This is a genomic window from Marinifilum sp. RC60d5 (assembly GCF_052400665.1).
In the GTDB taxonomy this organism is placed as follows: domain Bacteria; phylum Bacteroidota; class Bacteroidia; order Bacteroidales; family Marinifilaceae; genus JBQTGK01.
The window spans coordinates 574,652-597,369 of sequence record NZ_JBQTGK010000002.1 but is presented as its reverse complement, the minus strand read 5'-3'; the positions used below and the strand labels follow the sequence as shown (position 1 = coordinate 597,369).

At 33.3% G+C, this 22,718-nt stretch carries 15 protein-coding genes; 3 read left to right on the top strand and 12 right to left on the bottom strand.

From position 1 onward, the window contains the following. The first annotated feature begins 10 nt into the window (after positions 1–10). The 3 genes from ACT3CE_RS06495 to rplS all read left to right on the top strand — a co-directional run bounded on the left by ACT3CE_RS06495 (position 11) and on the right by rplS (position 4,477). Positions 11–1,741, top strand: a complete 1,731-nt coding sequence (locus tag ACT3CE_RS06495; RefSeq protein ID WP_444708951.1) for a M23 family metallopeptidase — start codon at positions 11–13, stop codon at positions 1,739–1,741. Between the two features lie 123 nt (positions 1,742–1,864). Beyond that, positions 1,865–3,577, top strand: coding sequence for a dipeptidase (locus tag ACT3CE_RS06490; protein WP_444708950.1), 1,713 nt, complete (start codon positions 1,865–1,867; stop codon positions 3,575–3,577). A 552-nt stretch (positions 3,578–4,129) separates the two neighbouring features. Next, the gene (gene rplS, locus ACT3CE_RS06485) at positions 4,130–4,477 is read left to right on the top strand and encodes a 50S ribosomal protein L19 (protein WP_444708949.1); all 348 of its coding nucleotides are present in this window, start codon (positions 4,130–4,132) and stop codon (positions 4,475–4,477) included. A gap of 105 nt (positions 4,478–4,582) precedes the next feature. Here rplS and ACT3CE_RS06480 read toward each other — a convergent pair whose 3' ends face one another. The 12 genes from ACT3CE_RS06480 to ACT3CE_RS06425 all read right to left on the bottom strand — a co-directional run bounded on the left by ACT3CE_RS06480 (position 4,583) and on the right by ACT3CE_RS06425 (position 22,710). After that, the gene (locus ACT3CE_RS06480; protein WP_444708948.1) at positions 4,583–6,115 is read right to left on the bottom strand and encodes a carboxypeptidase regulatory-like domain-containing protein; all 1,533 of its coding nucleotides are present in this window, start codon (positions 6,113–6,115) and stop codon (positions 4,583–4,585) included. 31 nt (positions 6,116–6,146) lie between these two features. Then, positions 6,147–6,530, bottom strand: a complete 384-nt coding sequence (locus ACT3CE_RS06475) for a hypothetical protein (protein ID WP_444708947.1) — start codon at positions 6,528–6,530, stop codon at positions 6,147–6,149. A 596-nt stretch (positions 6,531–7,126) separates the two neighbouring features. Further along, on the bottom strand, positions 7,127–8,773 hold the full coding sequence (locus ACT3CE_RS06470; protein WP_444708946.1) for a hypothetical protein: 1,647 nt from the start codon (positions 8,771–8,773) through the stop codon (positions 7,127–7,129). Between the two features lie 336 nt (positions 8,774–9,109). Further along, the gene (locus tag ACT3CE_RS06465; protein ID WP_444708945.1) at positions 9,110–10,756 is read right to left on the bottom strand and encodes a hypothetical protein; all 1,647 of its coding nucleotides are present in this window, start codon (positions 10,754–10,756) and stop codon (positions 9,110–9,112) included. A gap of 378 nt (positions 10,757–11,134) precedes the next feature. Next, complete coding sequence (locus tag ACT3CE_RS06460; RefSeq protein WP_444708944.1) at positions 11,135–12,574, bottom strand: CsgG/HfaB family protein; 1,440 nt, start codon at positions 12,572–12,574, stop codon at positions 11,135–11,137. A gap of 29 nt (positions 12,575–12,603) precedes the next feature. After that, complete coding sequence (locus tag ACT3CE_RS06455; RefSeq protein ID WP_444708943.1) at positions 12,604–13,026, bottom strand: curli assembly protein CsgF; 423 nt, start codon at positions 13,024–13,026, stop codon at positions 12,604–12,606. Between the two features lie 17 nt (positions 13,027–13,043). Continuing rightward, entirely contained in the window at positions 13,044–13,556 is a 513-nt protein-coding gene (locus tag ACT3CE_RS06450) for a CsgE family curli-type amyloid fiber assembly protein (RefSeq protein ID WP_444708942.1), read from the bottom strand. A gap of 175 nt (positions 13,557–13,731) precedes the next feature. Further along, positions 13,732–14,751, bottom strand: coding sequence for a PorP/SprF family type IX secretion system membrane protein (locus ACT3CE_RS06445; protein WP_444708941.1), 1,020 nt, complete (start codon positions 14,749–14,751; stop codon positions 13,732–13,734). A gap of 2 nt (positions 14,752–14,753) precedes the next feature. Continuing rightward, positions 14,754–20,057, bottom strand: a complete 5,304-nt coding sequence (locus tag ACT3CE_RS06440; protein ID WP_444708940.1) for a T9SS type B sorting domain-containing protein — start codon at positions 20,055–20,057, stop codon at positions 14,754–14,756. A gap of 192 nt (positions 20,058–20,249) precedes the next feature. Continuing rightward, positions 20,250–20,522, bottom strand: coding sequence for a helix-turn-helix domain-containing protein (locus ACT3CE_RS06435; RefSeq protein ID WP_444708939.1), 273 nt, complete (start codon positions 20,520–20,522; stop codon positions 20,250–20,252). Between the two features lie 54 nt (positions 20,523–20,576). Beyond that, positions 20,577–20,996, bottom strand: a complete 420-nt coding sequence (locus tag ACT3CE_RS06430) for a hypothetical protein (RefSeq protein ID WP_444708938.1) — start codon at positions 20,994–20,996, stop codon at positions 20,577–20,579. Positions 20,997–21,330: 334 nt separating this feature from the next. Next, entirely contained in the window at positions 21,331–22,710 is a 1,380-nt protein-coding gene (locus tag ACT3CE_RS06425) for a sigma-54-dependent transcriptional regulator (RefSeq protein WP_444708937.1), read from the bottom strand. Positions 22,711–22,718 lie beyond the last annotated feature (8 nt).

Below are 22,718 nucleotides of genomic sequence, written 5' to 3'. Positions count from 1 at the left end.
AATCTTTAGTATGAAGTTAATTAAAACAAACATAATCACTCTTTTACATATTGCACTTTTTTGTGCTTCGCCATACTTAAAAGCACAGCCAAAAACATTTCAAAAAAATATTTTTAGATCCCCTGTTGATTTCACAATTACTTTGTCTGGAAATTTTGCTGAATTGCGAAATAATCATTTCCATTCCGGAATCGATATCAGAACATTTACGACAGGTAAAAAAGTATATTCTGTTGCGGATGGGTATGTTAGCAGAATAAAAGTTTCAGCCAATGGTTATGGAAATGCAATTTATATTAATCACCCTAGTGGTTATACATCAGTTTATGGACATTTAGATAAATATAATGCACAAATCGAAAAATTTGTAAAAGCCCAGCAGTATCAAAGAAAATCATTTGAACTTGACCTACATTTAAAAAAAGAACAATTCCCAGTACTAAAAGGACAAATTATTGCATTTTCTGGTAATACAGGAGCTTCGGGTGGTCCTCATTTACATTTTGAAATTCGTGATACTAAAAGCGAACATCCATTGAATCCTTTATTATTCGGATTCAAAATTAAAGATACTACTCCCCCTAAAATTTTTAACTTATATATATATCCTTTAGATTCAATAAGTAGTGTAAATGGAAAAAATGTAAGACAAAAATTCCCGGTAACATTCTACAACAATGCATATCATTTAAAATCTGATCCGAAAATATCACTTGCTGGTAATATTGGTTTTGCTATTAATACCAATGATTATTTAGATAACACCTGGGGAAAATGCGGTATATATAAAATGCAAGTTAAAGTAAATGATACTTTAATAAGCGATTATTCATTTAATGAGTTCTCTTTTGATGAATCAAGATATATAAATTCACACATGGACTATGAATTAAATATTCTTGAAAACAGAAGAGTACATAAAACTTTTAAAGACAAAAACAATAAGCTATCAATCTATACAAAATTCAGAAACAATGGAATTTTCAATTTTATAAATGGAGAAAAATATAAGATAGATTTTATATGCAGCGACACAAAAAATAATATTGCAAAACTAAGAGTTTACGCCAGAGGAGTAAGCAGTAACAAAATTTTTCCTTCCAAAAATTACACGAAACTAATGCTATGCAACGAGGAAAACACCTATAATAATGAGAATCTTGAGGTAAAATTTCCCAATAATTCTTTTTATACAGATTTAAAATTTAATTACTCCTTAAAAAAGGACTCGAATTTCTTATCGGATATACACTCAATTCATAACAATAAAATTCCTATTCACAATTACTATACTCTTGCAATAAAAGCCAATAACATACCCAATAAATTAAAAGATAAAGTTCTTATTGCAGCCATAGGAAACAAAGGAAAGTTAAGTACTACAGGAGGAGTCTATATTAATGGTTGGGTAAAAACAAAAACACGCACATTGGGCGATTTTGCAATAGTTGCGGATACAATAGCTCCAACTGTAATTTCCAAAACCAAATTCAAACTAAAAAATCTACGAGGACAAAAAAATCTCTCTTTTAAAATTGAAGATAAATTATCTGGAATAAAATCGTATCGCGGAGAAATTGATGGTTCCTGGGTTTTATTTGAATATGATGCTAAAAACAACCACTTATTTTACACTTTCGATAAAAAACGATTACTTCCCAAACGCAAACATCAATTGAGTTTAACCGTTACCGATCATCTGGGAAATTCGACTCACGTAAAAAAAGAATTTTTCTGGTAATAAAGTATCTATGATAAATTTTATAAGACTACAACTTTTGTCACATTTATCTATGCTTTTTTTTCCTATTTTTGTCAGAATCGGGTAATTAATTCGATTTAGAATTCACTAAAATATTTAAACATGAAGAAAATTTCTGCAATTGCCTCTTTATTCATGGCAATTATCGTCTTTTCGGCAACAACATCACAAGCCTGTACAAATTATCTTGTAACCCGTGGTGCAAGTACCGATGGTTCAAACATGATAACCTATGCTGCCGACTCACATGTATTATACGGAGAATTGTATTTCCGTCCTGCTGCTGATTGGGCCGAAGGTACTATGATAGATGTTTATGAGTGGGATACAGGAAAATATCTAGGGAAAATCCCTCAAGTTCCTCACACCTATTCCGTAATTGGAAATATGAATGAATTTCAGGTGGCAATTGGAGAAACAACCTATGGTGGTAGAAAAGAATTAGGCTCACAAGATGGTGCTATTATTGATTATGGTAGCCTAATGTATCTTACACTTCAACGCGCAAAAAGTGCTCGCGAAGCAATTAAAGTAATGACAGATTTAGTAGAAACTTACGGTTACTATAGTTCTGGAGAATCTTTTTCTATATCTGATAAAAATGAAGTTTGGATTTTAGAAATGATCGGTAAAGGAAATGGTGAAAAAGGAGCTGTTTGGGTAGCCAGAATGATTCCTGATGGATATGTAAGTGGCCATGCAAACCAAGCCAGAATTACAAACTTTCCTCTTGAAGGCAAAAATTCTATTTCATCTGATAAAATGAATAAAATATTCAATCCAGAAGTAACTAACGTTTATGCTAAGGATGTAATTTCATTTGCCAAAGAAAAAGGATTCTACCCTAAAGAAGGTAAAAATAAAAACTTTAGCTTTTCAGATTCTTACGCTCCTGTAGATTTTGGCGCAGCAAGATTTTGTGAAATCAGAGTTTGGTCTTTCTTTAACGATGTAAAAGAAGGTATGGATAAATACTTCGACTATTGTAAAGGGAATATTAAACATGATGATAAAGGTTATGCAACCAACAGAATGCCATTGTGGATTAAACCTGATGAAAAAATTAATGTACTAGACATGATGGACTTCATGAGAAATCACCTTGAAGGAACAGAGCTAGACATGGCAAAAGATATGGGAGCAGGTCCTTATGGTAATCCATACCGTTGGAGACCTTTAACATGGAAAGTTGATGGAGTTACTTATTGCAATGAACGAGCCACTGCAACACAGCAAACAGGTTTTTCATTTGTGGCTCAATCTAGAAACTGGTTACCAGATGCTGTTGGTGGAATAAACTGGTTTGGTGTTGATGATGCTGCTTCATCGGTATATTTCCCAATGTATTGCGGTAGTACAAGAGTACCAAAATCATTTGCTGTTGGTAATGGCAAGATGATGGATTTCACTAATAAATCTGCTTTCTGGGTATTCAATCAAGTTACTAACTTTGCATATACAAGATACAATGCAATTCATCCTGAAATTGCTAAAAAGCAAAAGTCTTTAGAGAAAAAATATCTTTCTTTTACTAAAATTATCGACTTAGCTGCTGAGGATATGTTTAAAACAGATAGAAATAGTGCTGTTGAATTCTTAACCGACTTCTCTTGTAATCAAGGTAACAACCTAACTAATGAGTGGAGAGATTTTTACGGATACCTATTTGCGAAATACATGGATGGTAACATCAAAGAAAAAGATGGTAACAAGCAAAATCCTAAAATGACTCAACCTGGCTATAGTAAAGAATTCTATAAAACTATTGTGAAAACAACTGGCGACAAACTTAAAGTCTTAGATACTTCTCATTAGTAGAAAATATTTCGATTAAAGGAGCTTTAGGGCTCCTTTTTTTATACTCGTAATTTTGGAAAGCATCCTAATTTGTCAAATCAATACTATGGAATTTAAGTATTCCAATTTTACGTGTTGAATTGCTAATCCTGAGAACCAAGGAAACAATTTAAAACTTTAAATCATCGTCTTGGAGTTCGGGAATACCATTTTTACGTGTTGAATTGCTAATCCTGAGAACCAAGGAAGCAATTTAAAACTTTAAATCAATATCTTGGAGTTCGGGGATACCAATTTTACGTGTTGAATTGCTAATCCCGAGAACCAAGGACGCAATTTAAAACTTTAAATCATCGTCTTGGAGTTCGGGAATACCAATTTTACATTTTATAATTACCAATTCTAAGAACCAAACAAACCTATGAACTCTTATTATTCTAAAAAAACAAGCATAAATATTTTTTGCTTAGATATTTTTATTAATTTTGCGGCGAATTCGTGCGTAATCTCTGACATGGAAATAGGTAAATATGTTTACATTGCGCTCGTGAACCTTAATACATTAGAATAATGGATTTAATTAAAATTGCAGAAGAGGCTTTCTCTACAGGTATCGAAACTCCTGAATTTAACGCAGGTGATACTATTAGTGTTTCTTACAAAATTAAAGAGGGAAACAAAGAAAGAACTCAGGTATTTAGAGGTGTTGTTATCCAGGTTAAAGGATCAGGTACAACTAAAACTTTTACCATCAGAAAAATGTCGGGTAATGTTGGCGTAGAAAGAATTATTCCAATTAGCTCTCCATTTATCGAGAAAATTGAAGTAAACAAAAGAGGTCGTGTTAGAAGAGCTAGAATTTACTACTTACGCGGACTTACAGGTAAAAAAGCAAGAATCAAAGAAAAAAGATTTTAAGCTTTACCTAAAAAATACAAAAGCTTTCCGGTTTCGGAAAGCTTTTTTTGTGCATAAAAAAACACCTGAAAAAAACAGATGCTTGCTTCTACAATGGTATATTTTTCACGGATTATACCAATCAGGCATTTCCGCATTGTCAATTAGTTTCTCTCTATTACTACCATCAGTATCCATTGTCCAAATCGACTTAATACCTTCACCATCATTTGCAACATTCATAAAAATAATTTTGCCTCCAGTTTCTGAATATCTTGCCTGCAAATCATTTGTTCCGGCAGTTTTATTTGTCCCAGTCAGATTAGTTAAGTTGGTTCCGTCCACATTAATACTATAAATTTTTGCATCCAACTGTCTTCCGTTATCATCTTCATACAAACTGTCAAGTGAAAAAATTATCTTACTACCATCGGGTGAAAAATGTGGACTTGATAAAGTTCCCTCTAAATTATCAACCAATAAAAACATATTAGAACCATCAGGATCCATTAAATAAATCTCATTATCATATGGCATTTCACCTTGAGTTAAAACCGCAATTTTTTCTTGTGTGGAAAAATTAAAATGGTCACTCCAATCACATTGCTTAAAATGACGCCCAACAGGAGCATCAGCAATTTTTGATTCTCCAGTTCCATTATAGTTTATGGAATATAAATCTCCATAATGTCCATAAAGTAATTGATCTCCATCTGGAGACCAAGTATAACCAATACCATCATTATGATATCCTGCAATGGGTTGACTCGTGACCTGTGTTACATTTCCACCTTTCGTATCCATCGTATATATCTGATACACTCCTGATTCGTTAGAAGAATAAGCAATACTTTTCTCATTTGGAGATATCCTTGGTTGTACCTCACTTCCACCCTGATTAGTTAAACGAATCAAATGATTTTCTTGTAAATCCCACGAATAGATATCGCGACTACCTAAAGAATCCTTTACGAATAAGTATCCATTTGATGGATAATCTTCAGTAGTAAATCGCCATAATTTTCCTTCGGTCCTGTCCAGTTCTTTATTTTGAGCCTCAATTTTCCACAAGTAAGTAGTTTCAAATTTTAAGCCCTTAACCGTAAAGGTAGTATCCAAAATATTCTCAGCATACTTAGTTCCTTCTGTATCATCTGCCCCTTCAAATAGAATTACATCAAAATATAAAGTATCTCCTTTTTCTGTTTCACCATTATTCCAGGTTAATTTTACTTCGGTACTAAGTTTTGTTTCATCTTCTTCTATATCCAGAGGCGAAACATAAAATATTTCATCTGGAATACTCGAATCAAGTGGTGCCACCTGCATAAGAATTTCCATTACTACGTTCTGATCTTCTCGTACACTTATATTTATATTTTCCGAAGTATAATCTTCCTTTTTTGCAGATATTGCATAATCTCCTATAGGAACTTCTCCTATATCAAAAACACCTTCGGCATTTGTTATTACTGATGATGTTCCAGGACTTGTTGTTATTGTAACCCCTTCCATTGGGATACTTCCGGTTGATGTTTTTACAGTACCGCTAATTGAGCCATACAAATCAGGATCAACCGTACTCTCATTGCATGAGAATAAAGATATGGACATGATTAATGTAAAAATTGGTGCAAAGAGTGCATAGAATTTATTCATATTCCAGTTAGCTATTTTAATTTTTCTTAATTTACAGATTATCCCCATGGAAAACAACAGAATCTTGAGCAATTAACCTCTTATTGTGATAAACAAACAGACTTACATAAAGATTGTCCATCGCAGAAAGATTCATTCTCGATTCTGAAAAAGAAATCGTGTTTCCGCCTTTTGAAATACATTTACCCTTTTGTAATGTTGAAGAACTAGCAACCCTACTCTGCTTATTTATTTTCAAAATATAATCAACCACCATAGTATTATTACTATTATTTTGAAATTCTGCAGAAATATTTAAATTGTTTATTTTACCTTCAATTGTTATCCAGGTTTTAAACTCTTTAATTTGATTTCCAGCATTTATAGATCCTACCAAACAAAAGATTAAGCATACTATAATTTTAAATCTCAACATTAAGCTTAAAACATTTTATTTCATATTTTAAATGTATTGAATAGTTAACTTAAAACCAATACTATTTTGGTTAAAATACTATAAATACAATAAAAAAAACATAAAGTTCATCAAAGGTTAAAAAAAAAGGATGCCCCTAAAGACACCCCAATCAATTTAAACCTGCTCTGTACTCACAAACCACTTTTAAAATACCATTATTACCACATCTAAACTGAAATGTTTGATTTCAAAAATAGACTTATTGTGAATTTGTTACTAAATCATTATTGTTGTTTTCTATTTCAGTAATTTCAAAGCTCCTATTATTCCCAATAACTTATTGTTGTAATGAATTCCAGTATCAATTTGATAGATACTTTACTCTTATTCAAGTAAAACCAAGAGCTAACAATTCATTCTCTTTTTATTAATGATAAAAAACAATTATAATTTACCTTTACTAAACACCTTGTTAACAACACTATTTATCCCATTAAATTAACAGTGCAAAACCAGAGCTAAAAAATTGCACATTTAACATCATGAGCATTCGTAATTTGAGATAATAAAATCAAGAAAACTCATTTAAGAGCTTTCTTGATTATTTTTAATAATTATGGTCCTGTACTAAAACTAGTACCTACATTACCTTGCTGTGTTTTTGCAAAATTATCATTACCATCCTGTATAACCTGTCCAAAATGATCATTTCCAATTTGCTCTACGAATGAGTCATTATTATCACCCCACTGATAAGTTAATGCTGTATTATTTTCTCCTGTTTGTAGAATTCGAGCGATATTATTTACACCACCCATTTGTCCAATAACTCCAACATTATAATCACCATCCTGTGTAATCTCTGCAAGACTTCCTGTTTGATCAAATTGGAATACCCAACCTCTATTTAACCATCCATCCTGAGTAATAAATGCGTCGGAATCTCCGCCACCAAATTGACCAACAAATGCAAAGTTTCCAACTTTAGCCTGACTTATAGTAGCTTCATTACCATCGCCACCGATTTGATCAACTATACCTAAATTAAAATGACCTTGCTGTGTTACTGTGGCAACATTATTTGCTCCATCTATTTGTGAAATATATGCCATCTGATCAGTACCAAACTGATCTATGGTAGCCATATCACCATCGCCGCCTCTTTGAGTTACATCTGCAAAGTTTCTATAACCTTCCTGAGTAACATCCACTACTCCATCAGATTCATTAATTTGCTCCACAAAAGCACGGTTTCTAACTCCAAATTGATGAGTTGTAGACATATTATTATCTCCAGCCATCTGAACTGCGCGAGCCCAGTTGAAATCTCCATCCTGATAAATGTAGGCATTATTATATTCACCACCTCTTTGGTAGGTTGAAGCCCTGTTCAAAAATCCATTTTGGTGAATTAAAGCTAGGTTTGCATAACCATCAACTTGTCTTTCTCTAGCACGATTATTCATATAATGCTGAACAATAGTAGCACTATTAAGCTCACCTCTAATTTGATTTATGCGAGCCATATTATACATTCCATGCTGGGTTACATAAGCACTATTGTAAGCACCTCTTCTTTGATAGATATCAGAATTATTTCTATATCCATCCTGTAATACAGTAGCACTAGAAAAAATAGGAAGCATTTGTAAAATATTAGAATAATTGCTCTCTCCCATTTGCCATACTGTTGCATTACTTATCGCTCCAAACTGAACAATATCACTTTGGTTAAACATTCCAAACTGGTCTACCATAGCAACATTATTGTGATTAGCCTGAGTAATTACTGATAAGTTTGCCAATCCCATTTGCATTACAGCTGCACTATTTAAAAAGTCATACTGAGTAATATATGACATATTAAACCAGCCATACTGACTAACATCTGCAAAATTCATCATACCCATTTGAAGAATCCTGGATATATTATGCAATCCCATTTGATCTACATAAGCTGCATTAAACAACCCCATTTGATCTACATAGGATACATTAAGAACACCAAATTGAGTAACCATTGCCGAATTCCCCATCATCCACTGATTAATATCAGACATGTTAAAGTATCCATCCTGGTCTACTGCAGCATCGTTCCACATTCCCATTTGGTCAACATCACTATTGTTGTACCATCCCACCTGGATTACATTGGCTGTATTATCCAAACCCAACTGGTCTACTGTTGAATAGTTAACCTGAGCAAATGCAGAAGAAGCTGCAAACACAACGGCAACTATTAAAAATAATAATTTTTTCATGGTTGATTTTTTTAAAGTTTAAAGTGAATTAAAATAAAATCCTAACCTATAAGTGTAAAGAGCTCTGAGATGATCTAATAAATGATAATTAGATCCTTAACTAAATTAAGAAAAAGCAAGTCGAAGAGCTTAAATTTTTACATGAACTCAAAATAAGTATTGATTAAACGGTATTCTTTTAAAACTAACTCTTTAGAAATCTAAAAAAGAATAAAAAAATTTAAACAAATGTTTAAATTACCTTAAAACTTTAAATAGCAAAAACCGCCAAACTGCGTTAATTCAGCAATTTGGCGGTTAAATGTATTATAAATCAATCAAATCATTTCATTAAAATCATGGTGCTGGAGTCATTCCTGCATCGTACTGACTTACTGAAGCTGAGTTTCCATTACCATACTGAGTAACTACAGAAGCATGTCCGTAACCTGCTTGATAAACATCAACAACATTGTTATTACCTACTTGCATAGTAGTTGAATAATTATAGTCACCTAACTGAGTTGTAGTTGCGCTGTTCATAACTCCATCAGCTTGAACAGAAGTAGCATAATTAGAATCTCCTGTTTGTTCAATTAAAGCCATACTATAATCTGAATTGTATTGACCAATTGCAGCAGCATTACCATTACCAAGCTGAATAATACCAGCAGCGGTAAGTTCTGTATCAAATTGTTCGATATATGCATCATTAAGATCACCTACCTGAGCTATACCTGCATAACTACCAATATTGTTTTCCTGATAAATCTCAGCACTATTATAGCGACCTTCTTGTCCAATATAAGCAGTAGTTGATTCTCCACCTACTTGGTTAATAAGAGCGTCGTTTCCTTTTTTGTACTGATCTATTTCAGCAGTATTAAATGAACCATCAAACTGATAAATAGATGCTTCATTCCATTTTCCGTGTTGATATACATCAGCTGTATTCCAGTAACCATTTTCTTGATAAACACCTGCTGTATTACGTCTTCCTTGTTGAGAAACTAAAGCCCAGTTTAATCCACCTTCGTATTGATATACAGAAGCTGCATTCCATCTGCCTTTTTGATCAACATCAATTAAGTTACCCCAACCACCATCTTGAGTAGTTACAGCATTATTATGTCTTCCTTGTTGATCAATTAATGTTGTATTCAACATTCCATATAACTGAACAGCGCTAGCAGTATTTGCTTTACCTTTTTGGTTTACAGATATTCCATTTAACCATCCACCTAACTGACCAGTGTAAGCCATATTATACTTACCTTGTTGTCCAATTAAAGCAACATTTGATTCTCCTCCAAATTGGTCAGCATAAGCTGTATTCATAAAACCGTTTTGTCCAATTTCTACAGAATTATTAGATCCCAACCATTGGTCTACCATAGCAACATTTAAATCACCATTTTGGCTAACAAATGCATAATTATCAGAAGTTCTTTCTTGCAAGATATTTGCATAGTTACCTATACCCCATTGGCTAATTAAAGCCTCATCATACATTCCTTCATATTGAGTTACTTTAGCTTCGTTACCAAGTCCCCACTGAAATACGTTAGCATATTCTTTATAACTAAACCATTGGTCAATAACAGATGTATTAAAATAACCTCTTTGAGTTACATAAGCATCGTTTGATTCAGCGATAAATTGAGTTACGTAAGAAGAGTTCATTCCTACTTGATCTACATAAGCATTATTGAACCAACCTAATTGAAGGGCTGTAGAAAAATTAGATTCTACTTGAGTGGCATAATATCCATTACCTTCTCCAATTTGCTCAAGAAAAGACATATTCATAATACCCAACTGATCGACAGTTGCATCATTCGTAAATCCATCTTGATAAATATCACTAATGTTGAAAATACCAACCTGTTGAACAACGGCTGAATTATCTATACCAATCTGGTTGATGTTTGATTGGTTGATTTGAGCGAAAGAATACGCTCCTGTTAATAAAATTGTCGCAAGGACAAATAAAATCTTTTTCATGGTTTGAATTTTTAGGTTTAAAGTGAATAAATCGGGTTTCCCCGATAGTTTGTTTTAATTAATTTTGTACATTAAACAATAACGATTTGATGATTTATGTTTTTAATTCTAAAACTAATTTAGAGAGTTCATTTGGAAATATAATGTTAGATTACATTAATTATTAGATTTTAATGACGAATCATAAAAAGATATTGATCAAAATATTCAAAACTTATAAATACCTATCTAATAGTTAAATAAAATTAAACAAAGCTTAAACAAGCCCTTATAAATCAGCAAAAGAATATATCTTATAAATTTAAATTAAGCGCATAAAAAAACAGGTCAAATTTACATTCAACCCGTCTTCAATCAATACATATTGTTTAATATCAATTATTCTTTCTTAACTTTTTTCCTAATCTTTTCTTTTCGATTTTTCTTTTTCGCACTACGATCCCATAGTTTATCAAAATAAAAGTTCAAACCTATTTTTCCTTCCCAAAAGTAATCGTTAAAATGCCCTTGTTTTAAGCCATCTACCTCATCGCTAAATATATAATGATTTAAAACTGAAAAATTTAAACCAAATCTATCATTAAGAAGAAACTCAATTCCTGCGCCATACATTGCCTGAGCATGAATTGCATTAGATAAATCTATTGTGAAAGATGATTTATCATGCTGAGAAAACACCCCAATTCCACCTTCTAAATAAGGAGTCCAATCCTTATATGGCAACAATCTATACTTTGCGGTAAAATCTAAAGAATTATAAGTACTCTGAAAGTGTTCAGTTGTAGCCAAATCCCCCCTGCTTAAATTAAATCCATATTGCATAAAAGATTGTGTATCGTACAACAAGGAAACCCCACCCATTACCTCCATTTCGGTATGGCTATAGTCACCCATATATAACCAGGATCCTGTATTAAATCCTAAACCAAATTTATGACGTCTTTTGGTTATTAACTGATCGAAAAAATCAGATTCCTGATTTGTTTCTTTTTCCTCTACATAATTCGTAATTATTTCGGAACCGATATCTTCCGGATTCTTAAGATCCCAAAGTCCTTCAATAACTCCCTCAACAATTAAGGATTCAACAGCTTTTTCAATGGCTTCTTTAACCGCCATTTCGGAGGGCTCATTATATGTAAATCCGGTTTCAGCTTCAAGTAGTCTTTTAAATTTAACGTATCTAAAAATACTGGCATCTAATTTCTGAGAAAGAATCATCTTTGAGGTATATACAGTTTTTAGGATTCGCCCATTACTTGTGGAAATTGCACGAAGATAAACGGTTACTCTATCCTGACGATACTGACCAGATCCACCAGCCGAAAAATACCTTAAACCTGCGCCTCCGGTAATTACATTAGCATCATAAGAAATTACACCCCCTTCTAATACAATACCTGCAAATAATAAAGGAGGCAATAATTGTGATTTGCTATCTTTTCCGGCATAATTGGCACGACTAGATCGTATAATCTTACGTTCGTTAAGCAAATTAGATAAACCTTCTCGTTCTATTGGTATAAACCATCCTGATTCTTCAATTGCTTTAAGCAAAATAGATGTAGTACCTTGCGTAACGGCCGTAGACCAATTTGCTCCAGTCTCCGATGCTTTATACTGTCCGGTCTGATCCCTAAACTTGTAAACTGCTGCCACTATTTTCTCGCGGGGCTCAGGTAAACCAACCAAATTTTTTCTTGCTGGAGTTTCAGCTCCAATTTCGGCACGCTGTTCTGTTACTGGTTGATTAAAGTATGGTACACAAGCACCAAGCATTAAAAAAACAAAAAAGCACAGAGGTAAAAATTTATACATGTAGAGAGAATTAATAAATGTTCGAATATTTAGTAACTAGGTATGACAACATTTGTACGATTTCCATTAGTTATATCCTGTATGTCGACAGTTATACCACTGGCATCCTCGAAAATACCCACTTGATAACTTCCCAGATTATATGTTCCAGTTTCTAAATCACCACTTTCACCAAAAATTTGATTCACCAATTGACTAGATAATTGATTTAATATTTGTCTATTCAGGTTAGTAGTAAAATCGTCTAAAGGGTCAGTATTGTAACCATCTTCGGAAGTTGGATCTTCAATTTTATTTTGCTGGGTAGCCATATTAAGCATCCAGTTATAATTATAAGAATTTCCCCCAAAATTGGAATTAATTGGAGTATATACAAAATCCTGAGCCACTAAATCTAACGGCTGCAAAAATGCAAAGAATGCTATTATAAATATAGCTTTAAGAAATTTCATGATTTTGGTTTTAAAGTTTAAAATATTCCACTTCCCGATTGATCATCACCATCGAGCTGTAATTTCATTTTTTCGTAATTATTTAGATACCTAAGCGTTAATTGATTTGCGTATTTTGTCATCTGTTCCAACATTTCGTATCTTGGCTGCACCTTTTGCTTAAATATCTCATTATCATCAACTAATATGGTTATTTGGGTAGCTAAACCCGGTAATACCATTTCTTTAATTTTTATTGTATAATTTTTCGCTCCTTTAGGAGCTTGCCACAAAGAATAGAACATATCGTAAAAATCACGCCCTACTTTTGATAATGTTTCATCCATGACTAATCCATCAATTTCCATGTCGTAGCCAATAGATTCCTCTTTATTGTTACTTTCCAATGTTTTATTCAAAGCACTTTTAAGAATATTTAAAGTTCTTATGGAATCTCTACTTTTTTTTGATTCCTGAGCCTGAACAGACACAAATATCATTAACAACATAAAAATAACAATTCCCTTATTTAAACTTTGGTCTATTTTCATTTAAAATACAGTAAAACAATAGTCAATCGTATATAAATATAGGCTTTCTAAATTAAAAACCATACATTTTTACACCACATTCGAAGTGCATTAAGAAATCTTAACTTTTATTAACTGGTTAAATAAAGTTAAATAGATATTTTTTACTCTTTGACCATTGATGTTTTTTTATCCACTAAAACTTTGGACACTTAATTGCACGTATTCGTCTTCTCTTTTTAAAGTAATGAGAACCTGAACATGATGTTTTAGATTTTCCTAAAATATAAGTTAGGGAAATTTCGTGTGCTCCAGAATTTGTTTTTACCAGGTTAGAAATCACATAATCATAAGAATAGCCAACTCTTAACCTATCAATCTGATATCCCATTAATACTATAACTGCATCAAAATCAAAAGAAAGATTATGCCTAAACCACCCCCCAAGCAACCAATTATTTCTTGAGAAATATAGACCATAATTGATTTGTTCAAAATCTTGCTGCTTTTGATATAAAATATTGGGCGATATGGTGTAATCACTTTCCATTAATCCTCTTGAATAACCAACGGGTATCGAAGCTCCTGCATGTAATGTATATTTTCTGGGTAATATGGCACTCGTATTATTTGAATTGAATGCCTCGTCGGGTTCGGATAAATGATCGATAACTCCACCAAAATAAAAGTTTTTATAACTGGCAACAATTCCCATTGAAAAATCGACATACGATTGAGACAAATCCTCAGGCTGCATTTCCCTACCTGGATATATAACCCCATATAAAGGGTCTATCATATCTGAAAAAATAAGAGATTGCCAATCTAGTTTTCGTTGCACATAAGTAGCTTTCAAACCTATATTAACAGATAAATCCCTGTTAATATTAAGTGAGTAGGAATAAATACCCGATGCCATTGTAGTTTTTATAGCTCCTTTCCCTTGATTATCCTGAATAACAAGAATGCCAAGTCCTCCGTTTATAATATCAACATACTGATCAAACGAAGCTGTATATGTAATAAACGGTCGATCGTTTTGCGGCCACTGATTACGATAGGATAAACTGGCAGTCGGGGCAAATTCAGATCCAGCCAACGCCGGATTTAAGTACAAACGATTTGCATAGAATTGAGAAAATTCGATATCCTGTGCCTGCACAGAAAATGCAAGCATTACGAATAGTGTTATATGAATAAATTTCCATCTTCTCATTACTATCTGATTAAAGAAACAGTTCCATCTTGTTTGGATTTTCCGTTAATAATTAATGTCCAAACATAAACACCCGTACTAACCAATTTACCTTTGTATGTTCCATCCCAACCTACACCAAGATCTGTAAATTCATAAATCTGTTCGCCCCAACGATTGTAGATATACATTTCAATGGCTTCACCAGCTATATCTCCGGTAATTAATGGACCAAACGTATCATTCAATCCATCTCCGTTAGGTGTAAATGCATTGGGAACAAAAATTCGATATCTATCTACAAATATCATTATAGAATCGCGACCAACACATCCATTCAAATCAGTATATTCTAAAGTATATTTACCTTCCTGAGTAGCAATATAAGTTGAAGATGTAGCGCCATCTTGCCAGAGATAAGTTCCCGGTAAAAATTTTAAATCTATTGAAGGACTAAGCACCTTACTTTCGGAATAAAAAATGGTAGTATCTTTTCCTAAATCGAAAATAGGTTTCTCGTGCACAACAAAATTAATATTGGATGAATTTAAACAACTTCCGTCGGATACCTCGGCATGTAAATTCAGATTATTCGTAATGGTATATGACAAAGGATTAAATACCCCATTCTGTAAATCTATATCTTCATACCAGGAGATTATAGAACCCATATCTGATACATCTCCACCCAAACCTGTTAAATCATAAGCCTCAACAAATCCACTACCCATTTCATCCTCACATAATTCTATTAATAAATCATTTGCCACCGGCAGTGGATTTACATAAAAATTTAATCGTCCTGAATTCTCACAAGAAAGATTATTTGTTACCAATGCATAATATGAACTTTGATTGCTTACTGTTAGCGAAGCAGGCGAAGCAACCGGAATACTTAAACGATCATCTTCGAACCATTGAATTGTAGCAACAGTATCGGAAGTAATTTGGCTTAGATAGTTATTCAAATTAACCTCCTGAGAAGTTGAAGAAGCAAAACTATCTTCACATAAATTTTCACTTACATCATTCGCTTCGGGGAGCGATGTGATGGTATAATCCAATTCAGCAAAATTCTCACAAAAGCCATCCCAAATTCTTGCATAATAAATATCTCCATCATTAACTTGTATGTTCTGAACATTAATAACGGCAGTATTAAACGAAGCATCGGAGTACCATATTAAATTAGCTCCAGGCGAAGATGAGATATTAGATTCGTAAGCACTTAAGTTTTCGCCACTAACTTGTTTTGTATTGAATACATCCTCGCACAAAACCACTGAAAAATTCTGGGCAAGTGGAAGATCATTTACTGTAAAATTGATTCTTCCAACATTACTTTCACCACCAAAACTAACTCTCACAAAAAAAACATCACCATCGCTAACGCTTGTATTTACAGGAGTAGGAATTGGTAAACTTAAAGCTGAATCGAAAAACCATTCTTTTATTGTACCTGGATCATTATTAACAGCAGATTCAAGTTGAGATAAATCGTAGGAAGAAACATTTCCGGAACCTTGTACTTCTTCACAAATTTGCATTTGCAGATCGTTAGCTTCAGGCAAAGGACGGACATTAAAAGTTATGCTTCCACCATTTTCACAATTTGGATCCTGAACCTGAGCGTAAAAAACATCATTATCAACAACACTCACATTACTCGGAGTTACTACTAACGAAGTAAAGGCTGCATCGTTAAACCAAACAATATTGGCACCTACAGTATTTGTTATTAAACTATTATAATTACTCAGGTTCACTCCTGTTGTTAATCCAGTTCCGAAGGTATCTTCCCATACATCCTGAACAATATCTTGTGCATCAGGTAATGATAAAACAGTATATGTTACTACAGCCACATTTGTATTTACAGCATCGCTTACTGCAGCAAACAACCTAATTCCATCAGTAACATTTACATTTGATGGATCTGGAATTGCATTTACCGGCATTCCGTTGGGTTCTGTTGGCCAATCCAAAAACCATGAAAAACTATCTCCATTTCCTTCATTAATCTGATTTTCGAGCAGAGTTAAATCAACTAAAGCACTAGCACTCCCAGCAGCATTTTCACATACTTCAGGAAAAACATCACGAGCCACAGGTGTATTAACTACTTCAAACTGCACATTTGCAATATCACTACAAGATCCGTTAGATACAAACACATAAAACACATCTCCATCGCTTACATCATGAGAAGCAGGTGTTGGGACAAGATTAGACAAAGCTGCATCAAGATACCATTCGACCGTAACCGAATGACCGCCAGTAATCGCATTATTATATGACGTTAGATCAATAGCTTGGGCCAGCATTGATCCTGCAACATCTTCAAAATCTGTTAATATTTGATCATTAGCAAGAGGTAAAGGAAGAACTGTATAGCTTATAATAGCTGTATTAGATTCACCATTACTTTCTACCAAAGCATGAAATTGTTGTCCATCCGTAACTGTCACATTATTTGGGTTGCCAACTGCATTTACTAGTGCCGCATCATTATACCAACTAACTGAGCTTGTGGTTCCACCATTAACTGAAGCATCGAGAGCTGTTAAATCAATACCCGAAGTTGTTCCACCTCCTGATACATCTTCACAAACATCTATATCTAAGTCGTTAGCAATGGGAGAAGATCGAACAATAAACTGAACACTTCCCCTATTTATACAGGTTCCATTATCGATATAAGCATAAAATATATCCTGATCGTTAACAACTAAGCTATTGGAATTAGTTACTAAACTTGTAAATGCAGGATCTTCGTACCAAACAACAGCATTAGCTCCTGCTACCTGAGTATCGTAGGATGTTAAATCTACTCCAGAGGCTGTTCCACTTCCAAAAGTATCTTCCCACAACTGAACAGAAATGTCGTTTCCTTCGGGTAAAGTCTCTACCGTATATGTTACAGTAGCAACACTAGTAGCTGTACCTGTTGTAACTTGCGCATAAAACTCTTCCCCATTGGTAACTGTTCTATTTGTATAATTACTAACCGGCTGACTTAATGCAATATCATGAAACCAATTAACCAATGATCCTGCATTATTATTTGTTATGGCAGATTCAAGGGAACTTAAATCAATATTCGAAGCAAAACCTGCATTGTAATTATCTTCGCAAACTACTAAATTCTGATCGATTGCCTGTGGCAAAGAACTAACAGTATAGGTAACAAGGGCAATATTAGTACAAAAACCATCATTTACCTCAATCCAGAACTGCGTTCCATTAGTAAGCGATACATTTGTAGGATCTGCAACTGCAGTAGTTAGACCAGCATCTGAGTACCAAATGTAACTTATACCTGCATTAGAATTAATTGCATTTTCGAGTGCTGTTAAATCAATTCCACTTGCCACACCACTTCCTTCGGTATCTTCCCACACGGTTTCATTCTGATTATTAGCATCAGGCAAAGTTAAAACCGTATAAGTAATAGTGGCAATACTTGTTCCTGTTCCACTCGATACTTCAGCGTAAAACTCTTCTCCATTTGTAACTGTTACATTATTAGGGGTAGTTACAGACTGACTTAAGGCAATATCCTGAAACCAATTAAGCGTATATGGATTATTATTTGTAATGGCAGACTCGAGCAAACTTAAATCAATATTCGAAGCTATACCCGAATTATAAGTGTCTTCACAAACCTCTGGATTTTGATCGAACACTTCAGGCTGTGAGTTAACTGTATATGTAATAACAGCTACGTTTGTACAAACACCATCATTTACTTCAACCCAAAACTGCTGACCATCTGTTACAGAAATATTAGTAGGATCTGGAACTACTGTTGTAAGCCCAGAATCCGAGTACCAGGTATAAATAATTCCGGCACTCCCATTAATTGCTGTTTCTAAAGCCGTTAAATTAATACCACTGGCAACTCCACTTCCTTGTGTATCTTCAGAAACGACCTCGTTTTGATCATTAGCTGTTGGTAAGGTTCGAATAGTAACAGTTTGAGTAACATCATCGATCCCCCCCGAAATTAAACTAACTTCTAAATTAACATCGTAAGTTCCTGCAGCAGGAAAAACATGTGTAACAGTAAATGGGCTTACATTTGACACTAAGGTGGTGCCATCTGCAAAATCCCAGCTTGCACTTGCAATATTGGTTAAATCGGATGTAATTGTAAATTCAGTATTATCACCTTCGCAATCGTATTGATAGGCAAATTCAAGACTAAAAATACTTGTAACAAAATTAGGTAATCCTAACCAACATCTTCTGCCTGCCAGGTTTTTTGAATCTGCAACATAATTACATCCGACACCAATAACATCCGGATTATTGATAACATCCAGATTTAAACTTCCAGTAGTTCCTGTCGTATTGGTTTTGGCCATATAAATCTTATCATCTGGAGCCAATTGTAAGGCTCCATAAAACCAGGAGCCATTTCCAATAAGTTGCGCCGAAGAATTTATTGTTGCCTGGTTATCTGAAGAAATATCAAACTGATACATTTCTCCTGGTGAATACAAGCTAACATATAATATATTACCCGAAGGAGAGAATTCAACACCATAAGGAGTTGTATAATTATTTAACTGAATAGGATTCGATACTGTTCCTGTTGACGTATTGAAATCAAAAATTTCTACTAAATCCAGCGTATAAATGGCAACTGCAAGTTTATTTCCTGCAGGCGAAGTTTTCATATAACCAATAGCTGAGCGTCTATCGCTATTATGCACAACCCCTGCAGAACTAACAACAGCAGCAGAAACTCCTGCAGAACTTAATAAATATGCATAAAACTCGTCACTATTCCAAAGGTGTGTCAGAATCCAAAAATCTGTTCCATTAGCATGTTTTACCGCAGTAATTTTTTCGCAAACCTCGTTTCCATTTACAATTGTATTTTTTGTTGTTACAGCACCTAATCCTCCATTCATCGACATATCAACAATAGAATATCTCAATCCATTTCTTAGAGCATTTTGATGTGCATCGACAGTAAAAATATAGTATAACACTGTGCTTCCAGGCTGTTGAACAATTATAGATGATTGAGTAGCAGAAACATTGCCATCTAAATCATTACCATTAGCCATTACTGCATGATTCTTATTGTAAACTGTAATTCCATCAGTGTAAAAAAGCAAGTCGCCTTGCGAATTACAAACAGTAGAACATCCTTCTTCGGTATCCAGGCTACCATCGGTTAATGGTACCGAAGGATCTACATTAAAATTTAAACCTGCATTTTCTCCGAAATACCAAACCCCAGCCTGACCTTGCCCAAAAGCAATATTTAGGATGCCAAAAACCAACAACAACAATATGTATCTTTTCAACTTCATCCTTCTCTCTGATTAATAACATTACCCAATGTTTAATCTTTATTAAACGTTGATTTACTTTTACTTACATCCAATTTACAAAATAAAGTTCAAGCAGTTACAATATTAACTCATCAAAAAAAATCAGGTAATTTACTTTTAATAAATTATTACCTGATTTTTAAGATAAGTTAAACGGCATAATGAAAAAAATTAACTGAGTCCTAGATAATCAAAAAGTTTAGATTTCACATTTGCTGTTAAAGGTCGTTTTCCATTAAGAATATAAGATAAGTAAACATCAGTAATACCAATAATTTTGGCTACTTTCTTTTTCTTATCATCAAGAATTCTAAGTCTCTCTTTAATTCTTACCAAATCGTCTTGAATTTCTTGTTTCATAACTGTAAATTTAAAGTGAATATGATTGATATAAGGTTTTAATTTAATAAGCTGGGGAAGCAACACGGTTAGAGTTGCTCCCATTTCCAAGCTAATTTTAACCAATTAATGGTTAGGTTTTAAAGTGAATAGAGAAAATTAGTTAGGACTATAATCTAATCCCGAACCAATAGCTTTTTTTAGACCGAACAATCTCAATTGTTTTTGCAATAAATCATAGTTCGTATACAAGGTTTTACGGTTACTTGTTTTTTGTTCTTCTCGATCGACAGTAATAACAACTTTTGTATTTTTAAAATTATCATTTATATACTTTACCATTTCCAAATTAGAAAGTGCTTTAAGAGGAACAATCACTAAATCGATGCATGTTTGCGTCAGAATAATTTCAGTTTCAAATATATCATCGGCAAAAAAAGCCATAGCATCCAAACTGTGAATATATTCTGTTAATTCACTAATTAATGATCTATTTTCGTTGATAAATAAAATATTCATTGCCTTTCCTGATGAGGGAAGTAGTTTAAATTTATTTCCTTCCAATATAAAAACATCCATATTAAAAATAATCAATACAACAAGATATATCTATCAATCTACATGCCAAACAACATTAACCCCTTATTATATGGCATTTACATTAAAACAAGGGGAGTTTGAGAATATTTAAATTATCCGATAATGGAGATGATATTTTAAGAAAAATAAAACTTTTTTGCTAACGCACTGTAATAGTAACAGATAAGATTTTTACTCCTATTTTATCCACAATCGGATAATTTAAAAATCGGATAGCTGTTTTATATCGAAACAATCATTTAATTTTATTTGAATAACATATTCTTACCATTTGGTAAAAAAAAGTCCGAAAAACTTCGGACTTATATTTTATTCAGATTTTATATTTTTTTATTCGTCTATCGAGCGATTGCCAGGTAATATTAAGCATATCAGCAGCTTTAGATTTATTATTATTTGCTTTCTCTAAAGCTTTCAGAATACAATTTTTTTCTACCAATTCCAGATCCAGGATTTCTTCCTCAGGGAAATGATATGCAGTACCAGACTCTTTTGTGTTTGTCAACTGAAAATTAGATAAGCATAATTTATTGGATTCGCATATAATTACAGCTCTTTCAACCATATTTTTTAGCTCTCTCACATTTCCTGGAAATTCATAATCCAATAATTTTCGAATTACAGCCTCATCAATTTCATTAATTGTTTTTCCCATAACTCTATTAAAATACTTAACAAAGTAATCTAACAATAAGGGAATATCTTCCTTTCTATTTCTAAGCGGTTCAAGGTGAATTACAAATGAGCTAATTCGATGATAAAGATCTAAGCGAAAACCTTTTTCTGTATTTAATTCTTCTAAATTTTGATTTGTAGCTGCAATAATTCTGGTATCGAAAGGAATTTCGATATTAGATCCAACTTTCCTTATTTTTCTCTCCTCTAATACTCTTAAGAATTTAGTCTGCAAATTTAATTGCATATCCCCTATTTCATCGAGAAAAAGAGTTCCTTTATTGGCAGCCTCGAACCACCCTGTTTTTGTATCGGATGCTCCGGTAAAAGCACCTTTTGTATGTCCAAAGAATTCACTTTCGAACAAAGTTTCAGGAATAGCACTGCAATTAACTGCATAAAAACAATTCTCTTTTCTATTGCTTAAATAATGAATTGCCCTAGCTACCAATTCTTTTCCTGTTCCGCTTTCTCCGGTTATTAACACCGATGTATTTTCGGTTTTGGCAACTTTCCCAATAAGGTTAATAAGGTTTTTCATATGTCGACTCTCACCAACAATTTCGTAACCCATTGCTTTGTAAAATTCTTTAGAAATTATCGAATAATTTCTTTTAACCTCCTGTAAACTTTTCTTTAAGTTGACAAATTTTTTTGTTCTTTCTATGGCATTCTCAACATCACTTAAACGAAATGGTTTGGTAAAAAAATCAGAGGCACCGAGTCTCATAGAATGAATAACAGAATCCATTTCGCTATACCCACTAATCATAATCACTTCTATCTCAGAATATTCCTTCTTGATACGATCCAACACATCCAAACCACTCATCTCTGGCAAATTAACATCTACAATTGCAATATGAACCTCGTTGTGATCCATAATCTGAAATGCTTCAGATGGTGTTCCGGCCTTAAAGATTTTAAAATTTGGATCTACCAAAAATTCAGACAATTCATCCCTAACCAATTGTTCATCATCTAAAATTAAAATTCTCAGGTTGCATACTGAAATCATATAGTGGA

What these genes read in the sequence shown, in the direction of transcription:
- ACT3CE_RS06470 (WP_444708946.1), bottom strand. Translation starts at nt 8,773, where the DNA reads ATGAAAAAATTATTATTTTTAATAGTTGCCGTTGTGTTTGCAGCTTCT.
- ACT3CE_RS06440 (WP_444708940.1), bottom strand. Translation starts at nt 20,057, where the DNA reads ATGAAGTTGAAAAGATACATATTGTTGTTGTTGGTTTTTGGCATCCTA.
- ACT3CE_RS06445 (WP_444708941.1), bottom strand. Translation starts at nt 14,751, where the DNA reads ATGAGAAGATGGAAATTTATTCATATAACACTATTCGTAATGCTTGCA.
- ACT3CE_RS06460 (WP_444708944.1), bottom strand. Translation starts at nt 12,574, where the DNA reads ATGTATAAATTTTTACCTCTGTGCTTTTTTGTTTTTTTAATGCTTGGT.
- ACT3CE_RS06465 (WP_444708945.1), bottom strand. Translation starts at nt 10,756, where the DNA reads ATGAAAAAGATTTTATTTGTCCTTGCGACAATTTTATTAACAGGAGCG.
- rplS (WP_444708949.1), top strand. Translation starts at nt 4,130, where the DNA reads ATGGATTTAATTAAAATTGCAGAAGAGGCTTTCTCTACAGGTATCGAA.
- ACT3CE_RS06425 (WP_444708937.1), bottom strand. Translation starts at nt 22,710, where the DNA reads ATGATTTCAGTATGCAACCTGAGAATTTTAATTTTAGATGATGAACAA.
- ACT3CE_RS06475 (WP_444708947.1), bottom strand. Translation starts at nt 6,530, where the DNA reads ATGTTGAGATTTAAAATTATAGTATGCTTAATCTTTTGTTTGGTAGGA.
- ACT3CE_RS06455 (WP_444708943.1), bottom strand. Translation starts at nt 13,026, where the DNA reads ATGAAATTTCTTAAAGCTATATTTATAATAGCATTCTTTGCATTTTTG.
- ACT3CE_RS06450 (WP_444708942.1), bottom strand. Translation starts at nt 13,556, where the DNA reads ATGAAAATAGACCAAAGTTTAAATAAGGGAATTGTTATTTTTATGTTG.
- ACT3CE_RS06430 (WP_444708938.1), bottom strand. Translation starts at nt 20,996, where the DNA reads ATGGATGTTTTTATATTGGAAGGAAATAAATTTAAACTACTTCCCTCA.
- ACT3CE_RS06480 (WP_444708948.1), bottom strand. Translation starts at nt 6,115, where the DNA reads ATGAATAAATTCTATGCACTCTTTGCACCAATTTTTACATTAATCATG.
- ACT3CE_RS06435 (WP_444708939.1), bottom strand. Translation starts at nt 20,522, where the DNA reads ATGGGAGCAACTCTAACCGTGTTGCTTCCCCAGCTTATTAAATTAAAA.
- ACT3CE_RS06490 (WP_444708950.1), top strand. Translation starts at nt 1,865, where the DNA reads ATGAAGAAAATTTCTGCAATTGCCTCTTTATTCATGGCAATTATCGTC.
- ACT3CE_RS06495 (WP_444708951.1), top strand. Translation starts at nt 11, where the DNA reads ATGAAGTTAATTAAAACAAACATAATCACTCTTTTACATATTGCACTT.